Genomic DNA, 22,983 nt, shown 5'->3' with positions numbered 1-22,983 from the left:
GCGGGGCTCGCAAACCCGGCTCACTCCTCGCGCTCACCGGGCACCTCCGGCGATGACCTCGATGGACGCGCGGCGCTCCGGCCGCAAGGTGGCGGCGGTGGCCCGGACCTGCTCGTCAGTGACCTCGCCGACCAGCCGGGGCAGCTCGTTGAGCAGGCCCGGCTCGCCGCGCTGCTGCTCCAGCACGGCCATCTGCAGCGCCCGGCCGAGCACCGCGTCGGTGTCCCGCAGCAGGTGCGTGGCCATGCGCGCCTGGGTGCGGGCCAGTTCGCCCTCGGTCAGCCCGTCGGTGGCCAGCCGGTCCAGCTCCTCGTCGATGGTGCGCAGCACCTTGTCCACGTCGCCGCCGGGCGGCAGGTGCGCCTGGAGCAGCAGCGCGGTGGGGTCGCGCACGTCGAACGGGTCGCCCATGAAGCCGAGGTACCCACCGAGGCTGGTCACCGTCCGGTCCCGCTGCACCAGCCGCTCGACCAGCCGGGACGCGTCGCCGTCGGTGAGCACCTCGGCCAGCACCACGTACGGCAGGTAGCCGGCGAAGTCGGTCACCGGGTCGGGCACCCGCCAGGCCCCGGCGATCGCCGGCAGCGGAGCCATTTTGTCGGTGTACGACCGACGCCGCTCGGCGGTCAGGTCGGGTTCGGTGAAGTCGGGGCGCCGCGGGGCGGGCCGGGCCGGCACGTCGCCGAAGTGCCGCTCGATCAGCTCGGTCGCCTCGGCCACGTCAATGTCACCGCTGACCGCGAGGACGGCATTGCCGCTGGCGTAGTAGCGCCGGAAGAAGTCGGCCGCGTCGGCGACGGTGGCCGATTCCAGGTCGGTGAAGGAGCCGTAGCCGTCGTGCGCGTTGGGGAAGGTGTCGAACATGACCGGCGGCAGGGTCAGCCAGGGGAACCCGCCGTACGGGCGGTTGAGCACGTTGACCCGGATCTCCTCCTTGACCACGTCGACCTGGTTGCGCAGGTTCTCCTCGGTGAGCCGGGGGCCGCGCATCCGGTCGGCCTCCAGGAAGAGGGCCCGTTCCAGCGCGTTGGCGGGCAGGGTCTCGAAGTAGTCGGTGTAGTCCAGGTGGGTGGAGCCGTTGAAGGTGCCGCCGGCGCCCTGGACGTGCCGGAAGTGGGCCAGCTTCTCCAGGTTCTCCGAGCCCTGGAACATCAGGTGCTCGAAGAGGTGGGCGAAGCCGGTGCGTCCCTCGGGTTCGGAGCGGATGCCGACGTCGTAGACCACCGCCACCCCGATCACCGGGGCGCTGCGGTCGGGGGTGAGCACCACCCGCAGGCCGTTGTCGAGGGTGAACCGCTCGACCGGGTACTTCGTCGCTGGAATCTTCGCTCTCCGCGTCGGCACGAGATCGACAGTAGCGCGTCGGCCCCCCGCGTACCCGGCTCCTCGGCGCAGCGGTGGGCGGCGTTCCCGGCCGATTCCGGCGGCGGCCCGGACGGCGGTCCCACCAGTGGCCCCAACGGCTCCGCTAAGTCCACTCAACAGGTGGGAATTGCCGAGAATTCTGGGACGGGTCTTGACGCCCGGCCGCCGGCTGCCCCACCCTTCCTACCAACTAAGTAGGAATACTGCGGATTGGACAACGATGAGACGGCTCCCCTTCCGTCGGCTGGTCTCCCTCACCACCCTCGCCGTCGTCGGCGCGGCCACCCTGGGCGCCACCGCGGCGTGCGGCGACGACGCCGCGGGCGCGTCCGGCCCGGTGACGCTGCGCCTCGGCTACTTCCCCAACATCACCCACGCCCCCGCCGTGGTCGGCGTGGAGCAGGGCATCTTCGCCGAGAAGCTGGGCAGCGACGTCAAGCTGGAGACGAAGACCTTCAACGCCGGGCCGGCCGCGATCGAGGCGATCTTCTCCGGTGCGCTCGACGCCACGTACATCGGTCCGAACCCGACCGTGAACGCCTTCTCCAAGTCCAAGGGCGAGGCGGTCCGGGTCGTCTCCGGCGCCGCCTCCGGCGGCGTGGCCCTGGTGGTCAAGCCGGAGATCACCTCCGTCGAGCAGCTGCGTGGCAAGAAGATCGCCACCCCCCAGCTCGGCAACACCCAGGACGTCGCGCTGCGCTACTGGCTCAAGGAGAAGGGCCTCAAGACCACCAAGGAGGGCGGCGGCGACGTCAAGGTCGTCCCCCAGGAGAACGCGCAGACGGTGGAGACCTTCACCAGCGGCACGATCGACGGCGCCTGGGTGCCCGAGCCGTACGTCTCCCGGCTGGTCAACGCCGGCGGCAAGGTCCTCGTCGACGAGCGTGACCTCTGGCCGGACCGGAAGTTCGTCATCACCAACCTGATCGTCAGCACCAAGTTCCTCAAGGCCCACCCGGACGTGGTGAAGAAGTTGGTCGAGGGGCAGGTCGCCGCGAACGAGTTCGTCAACACCAAGCCGGACGAGGCGCAGCAGGCCGTCTCCGCCCACATCGGCAAGATCACCGGCAAGCCGCTGGACGTCAAGCTGATCAAGCAGGCGTGGCCCACCCTGGAGTTCACCAACGACCCGATCGCGGCCTCGCTGAAGACCGGCCTGGACCACGCCGTCGCCGTCGAGCTGACCCAGCCGGTGGACCTGAACGGCCTCTACGACCTGACGTTCCTCAACGAGGTGCTCAAGGCGCAGGGCGAGACCGAGGTCAGCCAGCCGTGACGTCGACCACGACGCCCCGCGGCGCGACCGGCTCGGTCGCGCTGCAGGGCGTGACCAAGGTGTACGGCCAGGGCGAGAACGCCGTCCTGGCCCTGGACGGGGTGTCGCTGGACGTCGCCCCCGGCGAGTTCGTCTGCCTGGTCGGCGCCTCCGGCTGCGGCAAGAGCACCCTGCTCAACCTGGTCGCCGGGCTGGACCGGGCCAGCGGCGGGCGGATCGACCTCGGCGACGGGGTCAACCCGGGCCTGATGTTCCAGGAGCCGGCCCTCTTCCCCTGGCTCACCGTCGAGGCCAACGTCGAGACACCGCTGAAGCTGCGCGGGCTGCCCCGGGCCGAACGCCGGGCGAAGGTCGCCGAGCTGCTGCGCAGCGTCCACCTGGCCGACTTCGGGCGCAAGCGCCCGCACCAGCTCTCCGGCGGCATGCGGCAGCGCGTCGCGCTGGCCCGCACCCTCGCCCTGGACACGCCGGTGCTGCTGATGGACGAGCCGTTCGGCGCGCTCGACGCGATGACCCGGGACATCCTCCACGACGAGCTGGAGCGGATCTGGTCCGAGCGGCAGCTCACCGTGCTCTTCGTGACCCACAACGTCCGCGAGGCGGCCCGCCTCGCCGACCGGATCATCCTGCTCTCCAGCCGGCCCGGCCGGATCATCTACTCCACCCGGGTCGACGTGCCCCGGCCCCGACGGATCGACTCCCCGGAGATCGCGACCATCGCCGCCGAGGTCACCGACCGGCTGCGTACGGAGGTGGGCCGTCATGGCCAGTGACACGCTCGCGAGCGCCCCGCGTACCGACGCGGAGATCTCCGGCCTGGACGCGCTGGAGATCGCCGGCCGGGAGCGGGGGCCGTCCCGGCTGCGCCGGTTCTGGTCCGGCACCTGGCCCAAGCTGGCCGCCCTCGCGCTGACCATCGGGCTCTGGCAGGCCGTCGTCTGGACCGGCTGGAAGGACCCGTGGGCGCTCCCCGGGCCGGCCGCGGTCTTCGGGGACCTCGGCCACTACCTGACCAGCGCCGCGCTCTGGGACGGCCTCGCCACCACCGCCCGACGGGCCGCGGTCGGGTTCGCCGCCGCGGTCGCCGTCGGCCTGGTGCTCGGCCTGGGCGTGGCCCGGGTGAAAGTGCTGCGGGCGGCGCTCGGCTCGATGATCACGGCGCTGCAGACGATGCCGTCGATCGCCTGGTTCCCGCTGGCCATCCTGCTGTTCCAGCTCAGCGGGCAGGCGATCTTCTTCGTGGTGGTGCTCGGCGCGGCCCCGTCGGTCGCCAACGGCGTCATCCACGGCGTCGACTACGTGCCGCCGCTGCTGGTCCGGGCCGGCCGCAACATCGGCGCCCGCGGGCTCAACCTCTACCGGTACGTCATCGCGCCGGCCGCGCTGCCGGCCATCGTGGCCGGGCTCAAGCAGGGTTGGGCGTTCGCCTGGCGCAGTCTGATGGCCGGCGAACTGCTGGTGGTCATCGCGACGCGGACCTCGATCGGCGCCCAGCTGACCTACGCCCGGGAGCTCAACGAGGCGCCCCGGCTGATGGCCATCATGATCGTCATCCTGGTGGTGGGCCTGCTGGTGGACTCGGCCTTCGGCGCCGCCGACAAGGCCATCCGGCACCGGTGGGGCGTGCTGGACCAGGCCGGCAACTGAGGCCGTGTACGTCTCCGCGCGCGCCGACTACGCGCTCCGGGCCATGCTCGCCGTCGCCGACGCCGCCGGGTCCACCGGCGACGGGGGGTCCGGCGGCGGCGAGCTGGTCAAGGCGGCGAGCCTGGCCGAGAGCCAGGACATCCCGCTCAGCTTCCTCCAGGGCATCCTGCTCGACCTGCGCCGGGCCGGGCTGCTGCACGGCCACCGCGGCACCGAGGGTGGGTACGCGCTGACCCGCCCCGCCGACCAGGTCAGCGTGGGCGACGTGCTGCGCGCGGTCGGCGGCTCGCTGACCAGCGTGCGGGGCCTGCCGGCGAACCGCGCCGGCTACCACGGGGTGGCCACCGGGCTGCGGGACGTCTGGCTCGCGGTCGACGGCGCGATCGCCCTGGTGGTCGACCGGACCACTCTCGCCGACCTGCTCACCGACCACGCCCCGACCGGCTGACCGACCGGCGCTCGCCGCCGGGTCGAAGGAGGGCTCAGCTCGCGGGGGGGCCGGCGGCCGGCCCGGTCGGGCTGTGCATCTCGACCAGCCCGGCCGGGGCCGCGTGGTGCGAGGTCGGGGACCAGGGGCCGAACGCCGCGACCACGGCGAGCATCAGGCCCGCCCCCGCAACCGCGACGACCAGCAGCAGCTCGCGCGGCGCCCCCGAGCCGGTCTCGCCCGCCATGGTCACCCCTCCCGCGCCCGGCCGCCCGGCCCGACCTCTTCCCCCCGGCTGCCAGCCTCGGCGAAGAGAGCGCCCACGACAGTCACCCATCGGACGCAACCCCCGCTGATCCCCGACTCAAAGCGAAACGGCCCCCGAAGGGGCCGAATCACTTCAAGATCTGGTCAACGCGGGAGCGGGACGAGCGTCAGGCCGTGCGGGGGCGCTGGGGGCGACGGCGGCGACCGGAGGCGCGGTGCGCCGGCCGCGGGCCGGACGCCTCGCCGGAGGCGTCGACCGAGCGACCGCCGTCGGCGGCACGACCGGTCTCGCCGGCGGTGCGACCGCCGGCGCCGACCGCGCGGGAACCGTCGCCGGCCCCTCGACGGCCCCGGGTCGACCCGCCACGCGGGGCAGCCGCCGGCTGGGGCACCGCGATCGTCACCGGTACGCCGGAGGGCTCGCGGGCGCCGGTGACCCGGGACAGCGCCTCGTCGCCGGGGCGGACCTGGGCCGACTGCGGGGTGATCCCCGCCACGCTCATCAGCCGGGAGACCTCCCGGCGCTGCTCCGGCAGGACCAGGGTGACCACGGTGCCGGACTCCCCCGCCCGGGCGGTACGACCGCCCCGGTGCAGGTAGTCCTTCGCCTCGGTCGGCGGATCCACGTTGACCACCATGTCCAGGCCGTCCACGTGGATGCCCCGGGCCGCCACGTCGGTGGCGACCAGGGCGGTCACGTGACCGGTGCGGAACTGCTCCAGGATCCGGGTGCGCTGCGGCTGCGACTTGCCGCCGTGCAGCGCGGCCGCGCGTACCCCCTTGGAGAGCAACTGGCGGGCGAGCCGGTCGGCGCGGTGCTTGGTACCCATGAACAGGATGGTGCGGCCCTCGCGGGCGGCGATCTGGGTGAGCGCGGCGGGCTTGTCCGCCGCGTCGACGTGCAGCACGTGGTGGGTCATTGCGGTCACCGTGGCGGTGCCCGGGTCGACCGAGTGCGACACCGGGTTGCTCAGGAAGCGGCGGACCAGCTTGTCCACGCCGCCGTCGAGGGTGGCGGAGAAGAGCATCCGCTGCCCGTTCGGGGCGACCTGCTCGAGCAGCTTGGTGACCTGCGGCAGGAAGCCCATGTCGGCCATCTGGTCGGCCTCGTCGAGCACGGTGATGGCGACCTCGCCGAGGCGGGCGTCGCCGCGGTTGATCAGGTCGTGCAGCCGGCCGGGGGTGGCCACGACCACCTCGGCGCCGGCGCGCAGCGCGTCCGCCTGTCGCTGCAGCGACAGGCCGCCGACCACGGTGGCGCAGCGCAGCCCGAGGGCCCGGGCGTACGGGGCGAGCGCGGTGGTGACCTGCTGGGCCAGCTCCCGGGTCGGCACCAGCACCAGGGCCAGCGGACGGCCCGGACGGGCTCGACGGCCGGCGGTGCGGGAGAGCAGCGGGAGCCCGAAGGCGAGCGTCTTGCCGGAGCCGGTACGACCCCGGCCGAGCACGTCGCGGCCGGCGAGCGAGTCCGGCAGGGTCGCCGACTGGATCGGGAACGGCTCGGTGATGCCCTGCGCCGCCAGCTCGGTGAGCAGCGCCGGGGCGAGCCCGGTCGCGGCGAAGGTGGGAATGGTCATGGTCATGCGAATGCCTTCCTCGACGCGGCACGTGTCGAGGGAGGGCGCCGAGAAGCGGCGCTGTCGTCGGCGGTGAAGCCCGTCGCGACTCACAAGCACGAACCGAAGGGGGTACGGGCCGGTCCGCCGCAGCGCGCCACGCCCCGCCGGAGCGGGTGGGCGGCGCGGCGGACCGGTCCCGTCACCGCGCCCTGAGGGCGCGATGGATGGTGCTGGGTGATCCGAAGATCAGAGCGGGCGGATGTTCTCCGCCTGCGGGCCCTTCTGGCCCTGGGTCACCTCGAACTCGACCCGCTGGTTCTCGTCCAGGCTCCGGTAGCCGGAGGACTGGATCGCCGAGAAGTGGGCGAAGACGTCGGCGCCGCCGCCGTCCGGGGTGATGAAGCCGAAGCCCTTGTCAGCGTTGAACCACTTGACGGTGCCAATTGCCATGTGTTCTGTCTCCTTGACGGAACGTCGAACCCGCACCTGTTGCGGGCTCGAAGAGGAGCGCTCCGCGCGGGAATGCGCGAATCGCCTGTCGCTGCTGGTCGCCCCGCCCGGAGAACTCCGGACACAACAAAGAGCGCCTGGGGCCACAATCCGCCAGGCGCACACAGAGTCTCTGGAAACCAAAACTGCAACGCGCCTAACGTACCACGGATTACGCAACGCGGGGCCATCCCCCTAAATTTCCGGTACGCCGGCGATCAGCGCGGTCAACCCGTCGGCGTCGAGCAGGTCGGCCGGGCGGACGGTGACGCCGTCCCGCACGTAGTGGAACGCGGCGCCCACCCGCTCGACCGGCACGCCGGCCAGCTCGGCCCAGGCCAGCCGGTAGACGGCGAGCTGCACGGCGGCCACCTCGGCCTCCCGCCCGGCGGGCCGCCGGCCGGTCTTCCAGTCGACCACGTCGAACCGGCCGCCCGGCCGGGCGAAGACCGCATCCATCCGCCCACGTACCACCACACCGGCGATCGCTGTGGCGAACGGCACTTCCACCTCCAGCGGCACCCGGTCGGCCCACTCGCTGGCCAGGAAACGCTCCTGCAGCTCGGCGAGCGCCTCGTCGGGGGCCGCGTCGTCGTCCGCGGCGCCGGGCAGCTCGTCCACGTCCAGCAGCCGGTCGGCACCGAAGCGCTGTTCCAGCCAGGTGTGGAAGGCGGTGCCCCGCCGGGCGTACGGGTTGGGCTCGGTGGGCATCGGGCGGCGCAGGGCGCGCGCGAGGGCCCCCGGGTCGCTGCGCAGCGCCACCAGCTGGGTCACCGAGAGGTGCCCGGGCAGCTCCACCTCCACCGCGTCGGCCCGCCGCAGCAGCTCGGCCCGTTCGGCGAGGAGCAGGTCCGCCTCCCGCCGCCAGCGCGCCACCTCCGGGTCGTCCGCGCCGTCTGCGACGCCCTCCTCCCGGCGGGCCGCCTCCGGGTCGGCGGCGATGTCCTCCTCCCGGCGGGCCGCCTCCGGGTCGGCGGCGATGTCCTCCTTCCGGCGGGCCGCCTCCGGGTCGGCGAGGAAGCGGCGGACCAGGGTGGCGGCCTCGGCCAGCGCCGGCCGGCGGGCGCCGAGCGGGTCGGCGGGCCACTCGGCGCGGAGCACCACCTCGGTGGTCGGGTTGACCGCGTCACCGGCCGGCTCCGGCGCCCACTCGTCGACCAGGTGCCCGGCTGCGCCGTCCAGACACGCGTCGTGCACCTCGCGGAGCAGGACCGAGCGCCCGCGGAACCGCTTCGTCCCCTCCCCCCACCAGTAACCGGAGCAGAGCAGCAGCCGCCGGGGCCGGGTCACCGCCACGTACGCCAGCCGGCGCTCCTCCCGCTCGTCGTGCGCCCGCCAGGCGTCGGTGAAGTCCTCCACCGCCCGGGCCACCCCGCGCTGGTCCTCGGCGGCGGCGAGCCCCAGCTCGGGCAGCCCGTCGGCGTCACCCCGCAGCGGGAACGGCAGCACGCCCAGACCGCCCAGCCAGTGGTCGGAGTTGCGCACCGGACCGGGCCACACCCCCCGGGTCAGCCCGGCGACCGCGACCACGTCCCACTCCAGGCCCTTCGCGGCGTGCGCGGTGAGGATCTGCACCGCGCCCTCCACCACCTCGACCTCGCCGGGGGCCAGCCCACGCTCCTCGTCCTCGGCCGCGGCGAGGAAGGACAGGAAGCCGGCCAGGGTCGCCCCGGGGGTCTCCCCGCTGAACCGGGCGGCCACGTCACCGAGGGCGTCGAGGTGGCCGCGGGCCAGGCCGGCGTCGCCGGTGCCGTCCCGGCCGGCCCGGACCGCCACCTCCACGTCCAGGCCGATGGTCCGCTCGATGTCCGCGATCAGCTCCGGCAGCGTCTGGTCGAGCCGGTACCGCAGCAGGGCCAGTTCCATCCCGTACGCGCGCAGCCGCGCGTACCCCTCCGCCGAGTACGCCTGCGCGGGCCCCAGGTCGGCCAGCGCCTCGACCAGCGTGGCCTCGTCCAGCACGTCCACGGTGATCTCGGGCCCGTCGTCGCCGGTGAGTTGGCGGCGGGACCGGGCGATCGACCGGGCCCGCCGGTGCAGGGCCACCAGGTCACGCGGGCCGATCCGCCAGCGCGCCCCGGTGAGCAGCCGCAGCAGCGCCGCCCCGTCGGTGGGGTCGGCGAGCACCCGCAGCGTGCACACCACGTCGCGGACCTCGGGAGTGTCCAGGAGTCCGCCCAGGCCGACCACCTCGACCGGCAGCCCGCGGGCGCGCAGCGCGGACTCGATGGCCGGGATCTGGCTGCGCAGCCGGACCAGCACGGCGGTGGTGGGGCGCTGCGGCACCGGAATGTGCTCGGGCAGCGCCCCGGGCATCCGGGCCGCCCCGCGCCAGGCGCCCAGGACGCTGTCGGCGATCCAATCGGCCTCGTCGGCGTACGTGTGCAGCAGCGCGCAGTGCACGGTGCCGGCGGCCTGGCCGCGCGGGCTGCGGTGCGGTATCGGTTCGGCGACGCTGAGCGCGGCGCGCAGCTCCGGCACCTGCGCGCCGGCGGCCCGCAGCGGCGTGGCCAGCGCGTTCGCCACGCCCAGGATCTCCGGGCGGTTGCGCCAGCTCGTGGTCAGGCTCAACACGTCGGCGGGGTCGCCGTCGGCGCGGGCGAAGTCGCGGGGGAAGCGGTCCAGGGTGCCGGCGCTCGCGCCCCGCCAGCCGTAGATGGACTGGCAGGGGTCGCCGACGGCGGTGACCGGGTGGCCGCCGCCGAAGAGCGCGTTGAGCAGCACCACCTGGGCGTGGCTGGTGTCCTGGTACTCGTCGAGCAGCACCACCCGGAAGCGGTCCCGCTCGATCACCCCGACGCCGGGGTGGTCCCGGGCCACCCGGGCGGCCCGGGCGAGCTGGTCGGCGAAGTCCATCGCCTCGAAGTCGTCCTTGCGCCGGGCGTACGCCCGGACCAGCGGGAGCAGCCGCAGCCGGGTCTGCTGGACCCCGAGGGCCTTCCGCACGTCGGCGTAGACCCGGCCGGGGCGGGACTGCACGTCGGCGAAGAACCGGCCGGTCCAGGCGGCCAGCTCGTCCGGGTCGACCAGGTGCTCGTCCAGCTCACCGGCGAGGGCCAGCACCGCGTCGGTGATGGTGCTGGGCATCCGGTCCACGTCGGACATGTCGCCGTCGTAGTTGCGCACCAGCAGGTCCACGAGCTGCCAGCGGGACGCCTCGGTGAGCAGCCGGGTGGTGGGCTCGTAGCCGGCGCGCAGCCCGTGCTCGGTGACGATCCGGCCGGCGTACGAGTGGTAGGTGGAGACGGTCGGCTCGCCGGCCAGGGGGTCCTCGTGCGGGTCGCGCCCCTGCCGGCCGAGCCGGCGGATGAGCTGGTCGAGTCGGGTACGCACCCGGTGCGCCAGCTCACCGGCGGCCTTGCGGGTGAAGGTGAGGCCGAGGATCTGCTCCGGCCGGACGTACGAGTTGGCGACCAGCCAGACCACCCGGGCAGCCATCGTCTCGGTCTTGCCGGAGCCGGCGCCCGCGACCACCAGCAGCGGTTCCACCGGGGCGGCGATGATCGCCGCCTGCTCCCGGGTGGGCGCCGGCAACCGGAGCAGCTTGGCCAGCTCGACCGGGGTGTAGCGCGGGCCCGCGTCGGCCGTCCGGGGCGCCGGGGTGGCGGTGCTGAACAGGGCGGGCTGGGTCACGGGTGCTCCGGGCGACGGACGGTCGGCGGCTCGACCACCTGGCGACCCTGGCCGGAGACCGGGCAGCTGGTGCGCACCGGGCAGACCCGGCACTTCGAGTTGGCGACCGCGGCGAAGGTGGCGGCGGCCATCGTATCGGCGGTGCGCCGGACCAGCGCGGTCGCCCAGCCGGCCTCCGGGCCCTCCCCGGCCGCCGCCTGCGCCTGCTCCCTGGCGTCCTTCGCGCCGGTGCCGAGCTGCACCAGCGCCGCCCCGCCGGACTCCTCGCCGAACTCGGCGAACGCCCCCGCCTCCACCGCGGCCTGGTACGCCCCGAGCTGCGGATGCTCGGCGACCTCCCGCTCGGTGACCGCGGTGGACTTGCCGGTCTTCAGGTCGATCACCACGAGCCGGCCGTCGGCGTCGACCTCCAACCGGTCCACCCGGCCGGTCAGCTCGACGGGGCGCTGCGGGTCGTCGAGGCGGACCGCGAACTCGTGTTCGATGGCGAGCAGCCGGCGCGGGTTGCCGGCCAGCCAGCGGAGCAGCTTGTCCACCATCGCCTCGGCGCGGGCCCGTTCCGGGCCGACCATCCAGCGGGCGGCCAGCTCGATCGCGTCGAAGCGGGCGGCCACGTACTCCAGCAGGGCGGTGCGGTCGGCGCTGGCGTCCTCGGCGAGCATCGCGGCGGCGTGCACCAGGTTGCCCACCCCCTGCGCGGCGCTGGCCGGCCCGCTGCCGCCGTGCCGTTCCAGCAGCCAGCGCAGGCTGCACCGCAGGGCGCTCTCCATGGCCGACGGGGTGACCCGGACCGGCTCGCCGTCGTCGACCAGCGGCCGGTCGTCGGAGAGGCCGCGCAGCCCCCACCAGTCGTCGGGGTGCGCGCCGGGGACCCCGGCGGCGGCCAGCCGGGCCAGCTCGGCCGCCGCCACGCGCCGCCGGGCCGGCGGCGCCGCCAGGTCGGTGACCGCGGTACGCAGCTCCGCCACCAGCGCGGACAGGGTGAGCCCGCGCGGCGGCAGGGTGACCGGCAATGCGCCGGGACGATCGGCCTCGCCGTCGTCGTGCGGCTCGACGGTCAGCGCCGCGCCGTCACCCGGGTGGCCGCCGTCGGACCCGGGTACGGCCAGCGCGGCGCCGTCGCCCGGCCGGTCCGGCCCGTCCCGCCGCTCGGCGGCTCGGCCCGCCGGGCTGGCGTCGGTGGCCAGGACGGCGCCGTCACCGGGCGGCTCGGCGGGCCGACCCGGAGCCGGATCGACGTCGACGGCCGGAGCGGGGTCGACGTCCGCAGCGGCCGGAGCGGGGTCGGCATTCGGCCGGGCGCCCCCGGCTCCGGCAGGTGTCGGCCCGGCAGGCTTCGGGTCGGGCGGCGTCGGCCCGCCGCCGATCGCGGGCGGCTCGGTGGCGGCCAGCTCGTGCAGGAAGCGGCTGGGCTGCTCCTCGTGGTCGTCGCCGCCGACCGCCGCCGAGGCGACCGCGGTGACCAGCAACCGGCGCCGGGCCCGGCTGACCGCGACGTGGAAGAGCCGGCGCTCCTCGTCCAGCAGCGCCGAGGTCTGCCCGACCAGGCTGGCCCGGGTGCCGGTGCCGTCGGCCCGGCCGGCCAGCACGTCGACCAGCCGTTCGGAGCCGAGCAGGCTGCCGCGCAGCCGCAGGTCCGGCCAGACGCCCTCCTGCACGCCGGCGACCGCGACCAGATCCCATTCCAGGCCCTTGGCGGCGTGCGCGGTGAGCAGCCGGACCGCGTCGCCCCGGTCGGCGCTGGCGGCCAGGGTGTCGGCCGGCAGGTCCTGCCCGAGCACGTGGTCGAGGAAGACCTCGGTCCGCGCGCCGGGCAGCCGGTCGGTGAACCGGGCCGCTGCGTCGAAGAGCACCAGCACCGCGTCGAGGTCGCGGTCGGCAGCCTCGGCCCGCCAGCGCTGGGCGGTCTCGTGCTCCCCGGTGGCCGCCCGCCCCCGGGTGATCGCCCCGGCCCAGCGTTCGGCCAGGCCGCTGTCCCGCCAGACGGCCCAGAGCACGTCCTCGGCGGTGGCGCCGGGGGCCGCTGCGGCCTGCCGGGCGGTCTCCAGCAGGGCGGCCACCGTCTGGGCGGGCACCGCCCAGCGCCGGTCGATCGCGGCCAGCTCGGCCGGGTCGCGCAGCGCCTCCACGATCAGCTCGCCGGAGGGCCGTCGGTCGCCGCCGGCCAGCGCGAGCGCGCGCAGCCCCTGGCGGAGCCGCCGCTCGGCGAGCGGGTCGGCACCGCCGAGCGGTGAGTGCAGCAGGGCGACCGCGGACTCCTCGTCGAGCCGGTCGGGTTCCAGCCCGCACCGCAGCAGGAGCAGCAGCGGCGCCACCCCGGGTTGCAGGTGCAGCGGCAGGTCCTCGCCGTGCACGACGGTCGGCACGCCGGCGGTGTGCAGGGCGCGGCGCAGCGACGGCAGCTGCCGGCCGGTCGAGCGGACCAGCACCGCCATCCGGGACCAGGGCACCCCGTCGAGCAGGTGGGCCTCGCGCAGGGCGTGCGCCAGCCAGGCCGACTCGCTGGTGGCCGAGCGGAACGTGCGGACCTCGACCGAGCCGGGCGCGGCGTCGGGCAGCGGGCGGAGCTTGCGGTGCGCCGCCGGGCCGCGCAGCCGGCGGGCCAGCCGGGCGGTGGCCGCCAGCAGCCCGGGGCCGGCCCGGTAGGAGGTGGTGAGCAGGACCTGGGCGGCCGGGGCGCCGGAGGCGGTGCGGAACCGGTGCGGGAAGGTGGTCACCCCGGCCGGGTCGGCGCCGCGGAAGGCGTACGTGGAGGAGTCCGGGTCGGCGAACGCGACCAGGGACTTGCCGCCACCGGCGATCACGGCGAGCAGGTCGAGCTGGGCGGGGTCGGTGTCGGCCAGCTCGTCGACGTAGACGTGGGCGAGCCGGCGACGCTCGGCCGCCAGCAGCTCCGGATCGTCCAGCAGCATCCCGGTGGCGGCCCGGACCAGCTCGGCCGGGTCGTACGCCACCGAGCCGCGGTTGCTCACGTCGCGCAGGGCGAGGACGGCGACGTACTCCCGGAGGAAGCGCGCGGCGGCGGGCCAGTCGGCGCGGCCCAGCTTTTCCCCCAGCCGGGCCAGCTCGACCGGGCCGACGCCGCGCTCGGCGGCGCGCATCAGCAGGTCGCGGAGCTGGGCGGCGAACGCCCGGGTGCGCAGGGCGGGGCGCAGGTCCTCCGGCCAGCCGACCGGGTCGTCCTCGGGCTCCTCGCCGACCACGTCCAGCAGCTCGCGGATGATCAGGTCCTGCTCGGGGCCGGTGAGCAGCCGGGGCGACGGCTCGCCCCGCTCGGCGGCGGCCCGGCGGAGCAGGCCGAAGGCGTACGCCGGGAAGGTCCGGACCAGCGGCTCGCGGACCACCCGGTGCCCGTCCCGGGCGATCCGCGCCTCGATCCGGTGGCGCAGGTCGGTGGCGCCCCGCCGGCCGAAGGTGAGCACGAGGACGCGCTCCGGGTCGACGCCCTCGGCGACCCGGGCGGCGACGGCCTCGACCAGGGTGCTGGTCTTGCCGGTGCCGGGGCCGCCGACGACGAGCATCGGCCCGTCGGTGTGCGCCACCACCTCGGCCTGCACCGGGTCGGCCAGCCGGGTCGCCGGCTGCGCGTCATCGCCCGCCGCCCCCTCGGGCCGGCGGGCCGCCGCGGTCGTCCCTCCGGACCGACCGTCCCCCCGCGCCGCCCCGCCGGACCGCCCGTCCCCCGGGGTGGCCTCGGCAGGCCGACGCACCAGCCGGTACGCCTGCATCAGCTCATCCCACCACGCCCGTACGACACCTCCCGCGCCACCACCTCACCCTCGCGCCCCAGCTCACGTTGATCATGAAGTTGTCACCACGACACGCCGACATCCACGACAACAACTTCATGATCATCGGCGCGAGCGGAGGGGGAAAGCGTCAGGTGAGGTGGGATTCGAGGGCGTCCAGAGCGGCGGGGACGGTGGGGACCACCGTGAGGAGGTCGAGGCCGGCGGGCTTGAGGAAGTTCCGGTCGGCCAGGGTGTGCAGCCAGTCGAGCAGCGGGCGGTAGAAGCCGTCCGCGTCGACCAGCACCATCGGCTTGGCGTGCAGGGCGAGCGTGGCGGTGGTCCACACCTCGAACAGCTCGTCGAGGGTGCCGAGCCCGCCCGGCAGGGTGATGAAGGCGTCCGACTTGTCGATCATCAGCGTCTTGCGGCTGGCCATGCCGTCGGTGACCAGCAGCTCGTCGGAGGCCAGGTCGGCGACCTCCAGGTCGACCAGGGCCTGCGGGATGACGCCGAGGGTCGGCCCGCCGGCGGCCCGCGCCCCGTCCGCCAGCGCGCCCATCATCCCGACGCAGCCACCCCCGCTGACCAGGGTGTGGCCGCGCCGGGCCAGCTCCGCCCCGGTCTCGGCCGCGAGGTCCAGCCAGCGCCGGTCGAGGGTCCGGGAGGACGCGCAGAACACACAGATCGCAGCCACCCGGTCAGCCCTTCCCGCCCTCGTCGGCCGCGGCCCGCTGGTCCGCCTCGGCGCGGGCGACCGACTCCTCGCGGATCGCCTCCTGCTCGGCGGAGAGCACCGCCTCGGCCTCCACGATGTGCCGGACCGCCGCGTTGACGTCATCGGTGAGGCAGATCAGCTCCAGGTCGGACGGCCCGATCTTGCCCTCGGCGGCCATGCTGTCGCGCAGCCAGTCGAGCAGCCCGCGCCAGTAGTCGACACCCATCAGCACCACCGGAAACCGGGTGACCTTGCCGGTCTGCACCAGCGTGAGCGCCTCGAACAGCTCGTCCATGGTGCCGAAGCCGCCGGGCAGCACGACGAACGCCTGCGCGTACTTCACGAACATGGTCTTGCGGGCGAAGAAGTAGCGGAAGTCGATGGCCAGGTCGACCCAGTCGTTGAGCCCCTGCTCGAACGGGAGCTCGATGCCGAGCCCGACGGAGAGCCCGCCCGCCTCGCTGGCTCCCCGGTTGGCCGCCTCCATCACGCCGGGGCCGCCGCCGGTGATCACCGCGTACCCGGCCCGGGCCAGGGCGGCGCCCAGTTCCTCGGCCAGCCGGCACTCCGGGCTCTCCGGCATGCTGCGGGCCGAACCGAAGACGCTGACCGCGGGCGGCAGGTCGGCCAGGGTGTCGAAGCCCTCGACGAACTCCGACAGGATGCGCAGCGCGCGCCAGGCGTCCTTGGTCTTCCAGTCGCCACGCCCCCGCGAGTCGAGCAGCCGCTGGTCCGCGGTGCTGCTCGGGATGGCGCCGCGACGCAGCGTGACGGCACCCCGGTGCCGCTCCCGCCCCCGGTCCGGGGCGGGCTGCTGCCGCCGGTTGCTCTGGCTCATGGGAGCCACCGTAGTGGAGCCGGGCCGGCCGGGTGTGCGGGCCGGCGAGCCGGGGAAATAGTTCGCGATCTTGGGCAACTAATTCTGTCGCTCGTACGTCTTACTATTCACATACCGGGTATGCCCCGGCGCGCGCCTTCGGGGGAGGAGCCAGCGTGATCAGCAACAGCGAGATGATCCGGATCCGGCGACAGATGCAGCGGCGGATCCGCGACGTGGTGGCCGAGCGCCGCCGCGCCCGGCAACTGGAAGCCCACGACCTCACCGGTGATGGGTCCCGCCCCTCGGCGGACCAGTCCCTCACCCCGGCCGGCTGACCGACCGGCCCCGCGTCGAGCAAGAGGTCCGCGTCACGCGGACCTCTTGCTCGGGTGAAGGGGCGGTCAGGCGGGGGCCAGCCAGCGGTGCAGGGTCGCCGCGCCGTCGCGGATCTTGGTGAGCTCGACGTGCTCGTCCTTGTGGTGGGCCAGGTTGGGGTCGCCGGGCCCGAAGTTCAGCGCCGGGATCCCCATCGCCGCGAACCGGGCCACGTCCGTCCAGCCCAGCTTGCCGATCGGGGCCGCACCCACCGCCGCCAGGAACTCCTGCGCCGGCGGCGCGTCCAGGCCGGGGGCCGCGCCCGCCGCCGCGTCCGTCACCTCGAGGTCGAAGCCGGCGAAGACCTCCCGCAGGTGCGCCTCAGCGGCCGCCGGGTCGCGGTCCGGGGCGTACCGGTAGTTGATCTCGATCTCGCACCGGTCCGGGATGACGTTGCCGGCCACCCCGCCGGTGATCCGGACCGCGTTCAGGCCCTCCCGGTAGTCGCAGCCGTCGATGGTGACCCGGCGCGCCTCGTACGACCGCAGCCGGTCCAGCACCCCGCCCGCGCCGTGGATGGCGTTCACCCCGTGCCAGGACCGGGCCGCGTGGGCCCGCTCGCCGTGCGTGGTGACGACCGCCCGCATGGTGCCCTGGCAGCCGGCCTCGACGATGCCGTACGTCGGCTCGAGCAGCACCGCGAAGTCGGCCTGGAGCCACTCCGGGTGCGCCTCGGCGACCAGGGTGAGGCCGTTGTACTTCGACTCGATCTCCTCGGCCTCGTAGAAGAAGTACGTCACGTCGTACCGCGGGTCCGGCAGGGTCACCGCGAGGTGCAGCGCGAACGCCACCCCGGACTTCATGTCGGACGTGCCGCAGCCGTACATCAGGTCGCCGCGCATGGTGGACGGGAAGTTGTCGTTGAGCGGGACGGTGTCCAGGTGGCCGGCGAGCACCACCCGAGAGGCCCGGCCCAGGTCGGTACGCGCCATCACCGTGTTGCCGTGCCGGAACGTGGTCAGGTGCGGCACCCCGCGCAGCACCTCCTCGACGCAGTCGGCGATCGCCTTCTCGTTGAGGGAGACGGACTCTATGTCGACCAGGGCACGGGTGAGCGCCACCGGATCAGCCAAGACCTCGGGGGTCAACGGGTTCTCCATGCTGGGCACGGTACCGTCAAAATCGTGACCAACGCACAGTCTGCCTGGGGCATCGGCCTCGCCACGATCACCGCTGACGATCAGGTGCTGGACACCTGGTACCCGACCGGCAAGCTGGGCCTCGGCGAGTTGCCGCTGGTCCCCGGCGAGGACCAGGCCGACGTGCTGGACCTGCCGCCGGGCGCGATCGGCGAGCGGGCGCTGCCCGGTCTGCGTACCGTCGAGGTGACCACGGTGATCGGGTCGCTGGACGACCCGATCAAGGACGCCGCCGACGCGTACCTCCGGTTGCACCTGCTCTCCCACCGTCTGGTGCGACCCAACGAGCTGAACCTCGACGGCATCTTCGGCAAGCTGGCCAACGTGGCCTGGACCTCGGCCGGGCCGTGCCCGCCGGAGCGGGTGGACGAGCTGCGGGTCATCGAGCGGGCCGCCGGCCGCCACCTGGCCGTGTACGGGGTGGACAAGTTCCCCCGGATGACCGACTACGTGGTGCCCGGCGGGGTGCGGATCGCCGACGCGGACCGCGTCCGGCTCGGCGCGCACCTGGCCGCCGGCACCACCGTGATGCACGAGGGTTTCGTCAACTTCAACGCCGGCACGCTGGGCAGTTCGATGGTGGAGGGGCGGATCGTGCAGGGCGTGCTGGTCGGCGACGGCTCCGACATCGGCGGCGGCGCCTCGATCATGGGCACCCTGTCCGGCGGCGGCACCGAGAAGGTACGCATCGGCGAGCGGAGCCTGATCGGCGCGAACGCCGGCGTCGGCATCTCGCTGGGCGACGACTGCGTGGTGGAGGCCGGCTGCTACATCACCGCCGCCTCGAAGCTCACCCTGCCGGACGGCCGGGTGGTCAAGGCCCGCGAGCTCTCCGGCGTGGACGGCCTGCTGTTCTGGCGCAACTCGGTCACCGGGGCGCTGGAGGCGAAGCAGCGCAGCGGCAAGGGCATCGAGCTGAACGCCGCCCTGCACGCCAACGACTGACCCGGGCGCGGGGGCCGGCGGCGCGAAGATGACCGCCCGGCCCCACCCGGACCCGCCGCCCAGGCATGATCACCCGATGAGCTCCATGAGGGAACGCATGCTCGCCGGCGAGGCGTACCTCGCCGACGACCCCGAGATCATCGCCGACCTGGACCGCGCCGCCCGGCTGAGCGAACGCTTCAACACCAGTTCCGCCGAGGACCCCGAGGGCCGGCTCGCGGCGCTGCGGGAGCTGCTCGGCTCGCTCGGCGAGGGCACCTGGGTACGGCCGCCGTTCCACTGCGACTACGGCTGGCAGACCCACCTCGGCCCGCGCAGCGTGGTCAACTTCAACGCGGTCTTCCTCGACGTCGCCCGGATCACCATCGGCGCCGACGTCCAGATCGGACCGAACGTCCAGCTCCTCACCGCCACCCACCCCGTCGAGGCGGAGCCGCGCCGGGCCAAGTGGGAGGCGGCCCAGCCGATAACCATCGGGGACAACGTCTGGCTCGGCGGCGGGGTCATCGTCCTCGCCGGGGTCACCATCGGCGAGAACACGGTGGTCGGTGCGGGGGCCGTCGTGACGAAGGACCTGCCCGCCAACGTGATCGCGGTCGGTAACCCCGCCCGGGTGGTACGCGAACTCGCCTGACCCCATCCCACCTGCGAAAACAGGTCGATCGGGGGGTGCCGTCACCCCGGCGAGGGCTCGGCTAGCCGCACCACCAGGTCGGCGTGGCCGGCGGTGCCGGACACCACGGCGGCGTTGGCCTCGTCGCTGCCGAGCGCCCAGGCCCGGGCCTGCTCCGGCGACTTGCCGTACGCCTCGTGCCGGGCGGTGAGCCGGCGCAGCCGCAGCTCGGCGTCGAGGTCGAGGAACCAGATCTGGTGCAGCAGGGTCCGGACCTCCTCCCACGGATCGTCCCGCAGCAGCAGGTAGTTCCCCTCGGTCACCACCAGCCGGACCTCGGGCGGCACCTCGATCGCCCCGGCGACCGGCTCCTCCAGGTCCCGGCGGAACGCCGGCGCCCAGACCGAGGTCGGCTCCAGCCGCCGCAGGCGGCGCAGCACCGAGACGAAACCGTTGACGTCGAAGGTGTCCGGGGCGCCCTTACGCTCCTGCCGGCCGAGCCGGACCAGTTCGGACTGGGCGAGGTGGAAGCCGTCCATCGGCACCAGCCGGGCGGCCGGCCCGACCGCCGCGACGAGCCGCTCGGCCAGCGTGGACTTGCCCGCCCCGGGCGCGCCGGCGATGCCGAGCAGCTGCCGCGGGCCGGCGTCGGCGAGGGCCCGCGCCCGGGCGGCCAGCTCGTCGAAGGGCAGGACCTGGGCCGGCACCATCAGCCCAGCACCGGCTCGCTGATGGTGAACCGCGCCTCGACCGCGGCCCGCACCGTCTGTGGGCGCGGGTCGAGCTCCAGCTCCGGCGCACCGCCGGCCGCCCCGCCGGCGCCCTTGCCGAACGCGGCGCGGGCCATCATCGGCTGCCCGCCCATCCCGCTGTCGGCCAGCTCCAACAGGGCGGTCACCCGGGCGCCGAGCGCCTCGGCGTACTCCCGGGCGCGGGCCAGCGCGTCCGCGATCGCGGCGTGCCGGGCCTCCCGGTACGCGGGGCTGTCCGGCCGTAGCGACCACCACGGGCCGGCCACCTCGACCTGGTCCTGGTCGGCCAAGCGGAGCATCAGCTCGCCGAGCGCGGTGAAGTCGGTGACGGTGACGGTGGTGCCCACGCTGCCGTGGTACGCCACCACCCGCTCGCCGGAGCGTTTCGTCTCGGGCCACACCCGGAGCTGGCCGGTCTCCCGCCGCTCGACCGCCGGGCCGGCGGAGTCGAGCAGCACCCGGACCGCGGCGGCCCGCTCGGCCAGCCGGGTCAACGTCGTCTCCCGGTCCCGGTCCCGGGCCGTCGCGGTCACCGTGAACTCGGCCAGCTCGGGGGCGACCTCCCGGTACGCCTCGCCGCGTACCGCCACGACCGGTGCGTCCGCCATGCCCTCACCCTAACCGCGCCCCGGCCCGCCCGCGGCGGCGCGGGTGGCGGTCCTCAGCCGGGCGGCACCGGCAGGTGGCCGGTGTAGGCGACGGATCCGGCCTCGACCCGGCACTGCGTCAGGTGGCCCCCGGCCGCGCCCAGCTCCCGCAGGTAAACCAGTTCCCCGGCGTGGTCGACCGCGGCCGGGAACTCCCGCCGGTGGGCGGTGAAGACCCGACCCCGCACGGCGGCGCGGGCGGTCCGGCCCTCGTCGAGCAGGTCGGTCAGGGCGGCCCGGTCACCGGCGCGCATCGCGTCGGCCAGGTCGTCGAGGACCGCGCGGACCGCGTCCAGCCCGGTCAGCGCCGGCCCCCGGTTGGCGAGCAGCATGTTGGCGGTCCGTTCGGGCGGGCCGCCGGCCACCCGGGTGCCGTCGGTGAAGCTGCCGGCGGCGAGGGCGAGCACCGCCTCGCGCAGGGTGGACCGCTGCACCGCCGCGGCCAGCGCGCCGGCCAGCAGGTGCGGCACGTGCGAGGACAGGGCCGCGACCACGTCGTGCTCCGGCGCGGACATGGGCACGACCCGGGCCTGGAAGACGTCGATGAGCAGCGCGGCGAGCCGGCGGAACGCGGCCATCCCCGACCCGGTCGGGCAGAGCACCCAGGCCGCCGCGTCGAGCAGCGCCGGGGTGGCGGAGGCGAGACCGGCACGGTCGGCGCCGGCCATCGGATGGCCGGGGACGAACCGGTGCCCCACCCCCTGGGCGGTGGCGGCGGCGGCCACCTCCGCCTTGGTGCTCCCCACGTCGGTGAGGACGCAGTGCTCGTCGGTGGCGGCGGCGACCCGGGCCAGCGTCCCCGGCAGGCTGGGCAGCGGGCCGCAGAGGAACACCACGTCCCGACCGGCGACCGCCTCCTCCAGGCTGTCCGGGCAGGTGACGCCCTGCTCGTCAGCGTGCCGGCGGGTGCGTGGGTCCGGGTCCCACCCGGTGACGTCGAGCCCGGCCGCGCGCAGCCGCAGCAGCACCGACCCGCCGATCAGTCCGGTGCCGACGACCGCGGCCGTCCGCTCGCCGAGGACCGGCCGGTCGGTCACCCCGTCAGCCATCCCGCAGCCGCCCGGCGGTCAGCCGCGCAGCCGGTCGGCGACCGCCGCGACGTGCTCGTCGGACTCGGTCAGCGCCGCCCGCACGTGCCGGGAGCCGGCCGGGCCGTAGAAGACGCCGGCGGCGACCAGGATGCCCCGGCGGGCCAGCCAGTCGACGGTCTCCCAGCAGTCCTCGTCCCGGGTCATCCAGAGGTAGAGCCCGGCCTCGGAGTATTCGACGGTGAAGCCGGCGGCGGCGAACGCGGCCCACAGCCGCTCGCGGCGGGCCCGGTAGCGCTCCCGCTGCTCGTCGGCGTGCGCCTGGTCGTCGAGCGCGGCCACCATCGCGGCCTGCACCGGGGCGGGCACGATCATGCCGGAGTGCTTACGGATCTTGAGCAGCTCGGCGACCAGCGCCGGGTCACCGGCGACGAAGCCGGCCCGGTACCCGGCCAGGTTGGAGCGCTTGGAGAGCGAGTGCACCGCCAGCACGCCGTCGTACGACCCGCCGCAGACCTCCGGCGAGAGCACGGAGACAGGCTCGGCGTCCCAGCCGAGCGGCAGGTAGCACTCGTCGCTGGCGACCACCGCGCCGCGCTCGCGGGCCCAGTCCACCACCTTGCGCAGGTGGGCGGCGGGCAGCACCCGCCCGGTCGGGTTCCCCGGCGAGTTGACCCAGACCAGGCGCACCCGGGGGGTGGGGCCGACCGCGGTCAGCGAGTCGGTCCGCACGGTGGTGGCGCCGACCAGCCGGGCCCCGTCCTCGTACGTCGGGTAGGCGACGGACGGCACCACGACCACGTCACCCGGGCCGACGCCGAGCAGCGTGGGCAGCCAGGCCACCAGCTCCTTGGAGCCGATCGTGGGCAGCACACCGAGCCCGTCGACGCCTGCTCCGCAGGCCCGGGCGACCCACGCCGCGATGGCCTCCCGCAGCGCGGGGGTGCCCGCGGTCAGCGGGTAGCCGGGGGCGTTCGACGCGTCGGCCAGCGCCTGCCGGATCACCGGGGGCACCGGGTCCACCGGCGTGCCCATGGAGAGGTTGATCAGACCGTCCGGGTGCGCCGCGGCCGTCGCGGCCGCGGCGTCCAGGGTGTCCCAGGTGAAGTCGGGCAGCCGCGACGAGACCGGCGCGGGCCGGTTCAGTGGCTCTCTCCGCGCGGCGGCTGGGCGGCGACGAACGTCGCGTCCTTCTCCACCTTGCCGATCTTGGAGGCGCCGCCCGGCGAGCCGAGGTCCTCGAAGAACTCGTAGTTCGCCCCGGTGTAGTCCTTCCACTGCTCCGGGACGTCGTCCTCGTAGAAGATCGCTTCGACCGGGCAGACCGGCTCACAGGCACCACAGTCGACGCACTCGTCGGGGTGGATGTAGAGCATCCGATTGCCCTCGTAGATGCAGTCGACCGGGCATTCCTCGATGCATGCCTTGTCGAGCACATCCACGCACGGCTCGGCGATGATGTAGGTCACCGGTCTTCTCCTCCGCAAGACTCGTCGCGATCACCCGCGACGGTAAGAGCCTAGTATCTCGGCGGCAGCATTCTGTCGTCCCCCCG

The 22,983-nt window shown here is 74.7% G+C and carries 21 protein-coding genes; 7 read left to right on the top strand and 14 right to left on the bottom strand.

Going from position 1 to position 22,983, the window contains the following annotated elements:
- Window positions 1-33: 33 nt before the first annotated feature.
- On the bottom strand, window positions 34-1,344 hold the full coding sequence (locus OG799_RS33815; RefSeq protein WP_406041126.1) for a M16 family metallopeptidase: 1,311 nt from the start codon (window positions 1,342-1,344) through the stop codon (window positions 34-36).
- Window positions 1,345-1,585: 241 nt separating this feature from the next.
- Between OG799_RS33815 and OG799_RS33810 the strand changes: the two genes are divergently transcribed.
- Genes OG799_RS33810 through OG799_RS33795 form a run of 4 tightly spaced genes read left to right on the top strand, consistent with a single transcriptional unit; the run spans window position 1,586 to window position 4,736 of the window.
- Window positions 1,586-2,641 (top strand): ABC transporter substrate-binding protein, encoded by a 1,056-nt coding sequence (locus OG799_RS33810; protein ID WP_406041124.1) that lies wholly within the window; start codon window positions 1,586-1,588, stop codon window positions 2,639-2,641.
- The gene (locus OG799_RS33805; protein ID WP_406041122.1) at window positions 2,638-3,414 is read left to right on the top strand and encodes an ABC transporter ATP-binding protein; all 777 of its coding nucleotides are present in this window, start codon (window positions 2,638-2,640) and stop codon (window positions 3,412-3,414) included. Before OG799_RS33810 ends, OG799_RS33805 begins: the two co-directional genes overlap by 4 nt.
- Window positions 3,404-4,288, top strand: a complete 885-nt coding sequence (locus OG799_RS33800; protein WP_406041120.1) for an ABC transporter permease — start codon at window positions 3,404-3,406, stop codon at window positions 4,286-4,288. Before OG799_RS33805 ends, OG799_RS33800 begins: the two co-directional genes overlap by 11 nt.
- 4 nt (window positions 4,289-4,292) lie before the next feature.
- Window positions 4,293-4,736 carry an RrF2 family transcriptional regulator gene (locus OG799_RS33795; protein ID WP_406041118.1) on the top strand — a complete coding sequence of 148 codons (444 nt, stop codon included), beginning with the start codon at window positions 4,293-4,295 and terminating at the stop codon, window positions 4,734-4,736.
- Between the two features lie 34 nt (window positions 4,737-4,770).
- Here OG799_RS33795 and OG799_RS33790 read toward each other — a convergent pair whose 3' ends face one another.
- The 7 genes from OG799_RS33790 to OG799_RS33760 form a co-directional block, all read right to left on the bottom strand.
- Window positions 4,771-4,962: a hypothetical protein gene (locus tag OG799_RS33790; protein WP_406041116.1), complete on the bottom strand. Its 192-nt coding sequence runs from the start codon at window positions 4,960-4,962 to the stop codon at window positions 4,771-4,773.
- Window positions 4,963-5,149: 187 nt separating this feature from the next.
- Window positions 5,150-6,565: a DEAD/DEAH box helicase gene (locus OG799_RS33785; RefSeq protein WP_406041114.1), complete on the bottom strand. Its 1,416-nt coding sequence runs from the start codon at window positions 6,563-6,565 to the stop codon at window positions 5,150-5,152.
- 222 nt (window positions 6,566-6,787) lie between these two features.
- Complete coding sequence (locus tag OG799_RS33780; protein WP_007464836.1) at window positions 6,788-6,991, bottom strand: cold-shock protein; 204 nt, start codon at window positions 6,989-6,991, stop codon at window positions 6,788-6,790.
- A 234-nt stretch (window positions 6,992-7,225) separates the two neighbouring features.
- Window positions 7,226-10,663, bottom strand: coding sequence for an ATP-dependent helicase (locus tag OG799_RS33775; RefSeq protein WP_406041112.1), 3,438 nt, complete (start codon window positions 10,661-10,663; stop codon window positions 7,226-7,228).
- Window positions 10,660-14,391 (bottom strand): ATP-dependent helicase, encoded by a 3,732-nt coding sequence (locus tag OG799_RS33770; RefSeq protein WP_406041110.1) that lies wholly within the window; start codon window positions 14,389-14,391, stop codon window positions 10,660-10,662. Before OG799_RS33770 ends, OG799_RS33775 begins: the two co-directional genes overlap by 4 nt.
- 151 nt (window positions 14,392-14,542) lie before the next feature.
- The gene (locus OG799_RS33765; RefSeq protein WP_406041108.1) at window positions 14,543-15,088 is read right to left on the bottom strand and encodes a TIGR00730 family Rossman fold protein; all 546 of its coding nucleotides are present in this window, start codon (window positions 15,086-15,088) and stop codon (window positions 14,543-14,545) included.
- Between the two features lie 4 nt (window positions 15,089-15,092).
- Window positions 15,093-15,947: a TIGR00730 family Rossman fold protein gene (locus tag OG799_RS33760; protein ID WP_406041106.1), complete on the bottom strand. Its 855-nt coding sequence runs from the start codon at window positions 15,945-15,947 to the stop codon at window positions 15,093-15,095.
- A gap of 155 nt (window positions 15,948-16,102) precedes the next feature.
- Between OG799_RS33760 and OG799_RS33755 the strand changes: the two genes are divergently transcribed.
- The gene (locus OG799_RS33755; RefSeq protein WP_406041104.1) at window positions 16,103-16,264 is read left to right on the top strand and encodes a hypothetical protein; all 162 of its coding nucleotides are present in this window, start codon (window positions 16,103-16,105) and stop codon (window positions 16,262-16,264) included.
- Between the two features lie 66 nt (window positions 16,265-16,330).
- On the opposite strand, the gene dapE is transcribed toward OG799_RS33755, so the two are convergent.
- The gene (gene dapE, locus OG799_RS33750) at window positions 16,331-17,404 is read right to left on the bottom strand and encodes a succinyl-diaminopimelate desuccinylase (RefSeq protein ID WP_406041102.1); all 1,074 of its coding nucleotides are present in this window, start codon (window positions 17,402-17,404) and stop codon (window positions 16,331-16,333) included.
- A gap of 24 nt (window positions 17,405-17,428) precedes the next feature.
- Between dapE and dapD the strand changes: the two genes are divergently transcribed.
- Complete coding sequence (gene dapD, locus OG799_RS33745; protein WP_406041100.1) at window positions 17,429-18,388, top strand: 2,3,4,5-tetrahydropyridine-2,6-dicarboxylate N-succinyltransferase; 960 nt, start codon at window positions 17,429-17,431, stop codon at window positions 18,386-18,388.
- Window positions 18,389-18,464: 76 nt separating this feature from the next.
- Window positions 18,465-19,022 (top strand): sugar O-acetyltransferase, encoded by a 558-nt coding sequence (locus tag OG799_RS33740; RefSeq protein WP_406041098.1) that lies wholly within the window; start codon window positions 18,465-18,467, stop codon window positions 19,020-19,022.
- A 41-nt stretch (window positions 19,023-19,063) separates the two neighbouring features.
- Here OG799_RS33740 and OG799_RS33735 read toward each other — a convergent pair whose 3' ends face one another.
- The 5 genes from OG799_RS33735 to fdxA are packed head-to-tail and all read right to left on the bottom strand — an operon-like array spanning window position 19,064 to window position 22,897.
- Window positions 19,064-19,711, bottom strand: coding sequence for a nucleoside/nucleotide kinase family protein (locus OG799_RS33735; protein ID WP_406041096.1), 648 nt, complete (start codon window positions 19,709-19,711; stop codon window positions 19,064-19,066).
- Window positions 19,711-20,361: an SIMPL domain-containing protein gene (locus OG799_RS33730; protein ID WP_406041094.1), complete on the bottom strand. Its 651-nt coding sequence runs from the start codon at window positions 20,359-20,361 to the stop codon at window positions 19,711-19,713. Before OG799_RS33730 ends, OG799_RS33735 begins: the two co-directional genes overlap by 1 nt.
- A 53-nt stretch (window positions 20,362-20,414) precedes the next feature.
- Entirely contained in the window at window positions 20,415-21,449 is a 1,035-nt protein-coding gene (locus OG799_RS33725; protein WP_406041092.1) for a prephenate dehydrogenase, read from the bottom strand.
- Window positions 21,450-21,467: 18 nt separating this feature from the next.
- Window positions 21,468-22,574, bottom strand: coding sequence for a succinyldiaminopimelate transaminase (gene dapC, locus OG799_RS33720; protein ID WP_406046484.1), 1,107 nt, complete (start codon window positions 22,572-22,574; stop codon window positions 21,468-21,470).
- Window positions 22,571-22,897 (bottom strand): ferredoxin, encoded by a 327-nt coding sequence (gene fdxA, locus OG799_RS33715; protein WP_091608359.1) that lies wholly within the window; start codon window positions 22,895-22,897, stop codon window positions 22,571-22,573. The genes dapC and fdxA overlap by 4 nt, the downstream gene beginning before the upstream one ends.
- Between the last annotated feature and the right edge of the window lie 86 nt (window positions 22,898-22,983).

The sequence above is a fragment of the Micromonospora sp. NBC_00898 genome (assembly GCF_045207895.1).
Classification (GTDB): domain Bacteria; phylum Actinomycetota; class Actinomycetes; order Mycobacteriales; family Micromonosporaceae; genus Micromonospora.
This window is presented reverse-complemented; position numbering and strand designations above follow the sequence as displayed.

Bases quoted from the DNA above. Each gene is read 5' to 3' on its own strand.
- OG799_RS33810 (WP_406041124.1), top strand. From the start codon at position 1,586: ATGAGACGGCTCCCCTTCCGTCGGCTGGTCTCCCTCACCACCCTCGCC.
- OG799_RS33800 (WP_406041120.1), top strand. From the start codon at position 3,404: ATGGCCAGTGACACGCTCGCGAGCGCCCCGCGTACCGACGCGGAGATC.
- OG799_RS33790 (WP_406041116.1), bottom strand. From the start codon at position 4,962: ATGGCGGGCGAGACCGGCTCGGGGGCGCCGCGCGAGCTGCTGCTGGTC.
- OG799_RS33785 (WP_406041114.1), bottom strand. From the start codon at position 6,565: ATGACCATGACCATTCCCACCTTCGCCGCGACCGGGCTCGCCCCGGCG.
- OG799_RS33780 (WP_007464836.1), bottom strand. From the start codon at position 6,991: ATGGCAATTGGCACCGTCAAGTGGTTCAACGCTGACAAGGGCTTCGGC.
- OG799_RS33770 (WP_406041110.1), bottom strand. From the start codon at position 14,391: ATGCAGGCGTACCGGCTGGTGCGTCGGCCTGCCGAGGCCACCCCGGGG.
- OG799_RS33760 (WP_406041106.1), bottom strand. From the start codon at position 15,947: ATGAGCCAGAGCAACCGGCGGCAGCAGCCCGCCCCGGACCGGGGGCGG.
- dapE (WP_406041102.1), bottom strand. From the start codon at position 17,404: ATGGAGAACCCGTTGACCCCCGAGGTCTTGGCTGATCCGGTGGCGCTC.
- OG799_RS33740 (WP_406041098.1), top strand. From the start codon at position 18,465: ATGAGCTCCATGAGGGAACGCATGCTCGCCGGCGAGGCGTACCTCGCC.
- OG799_RS33735 (WP_406041096.1), bottom strand. From the start codon at position 19,711: ATGGTGCCGGCCCAGGTCCTGCCCTTCGACGAGCTGGCCGCCCGGGCG.
- OG799_RS33730 (WP_406041094.1), bottom strand. From the start codon at position 20,361: ATGGCGGACGCACCGGTCGTGGCGGTACGCGGCGAGGCGTACCGGGAG.
- OG799_RS33725 (WP_406041092.1), bottom strand. From the start codon at position 21,449: ATGGCTGACGGGGTGACCGACCGGCCGGTCCTCGGCGAGCGGACGGCC.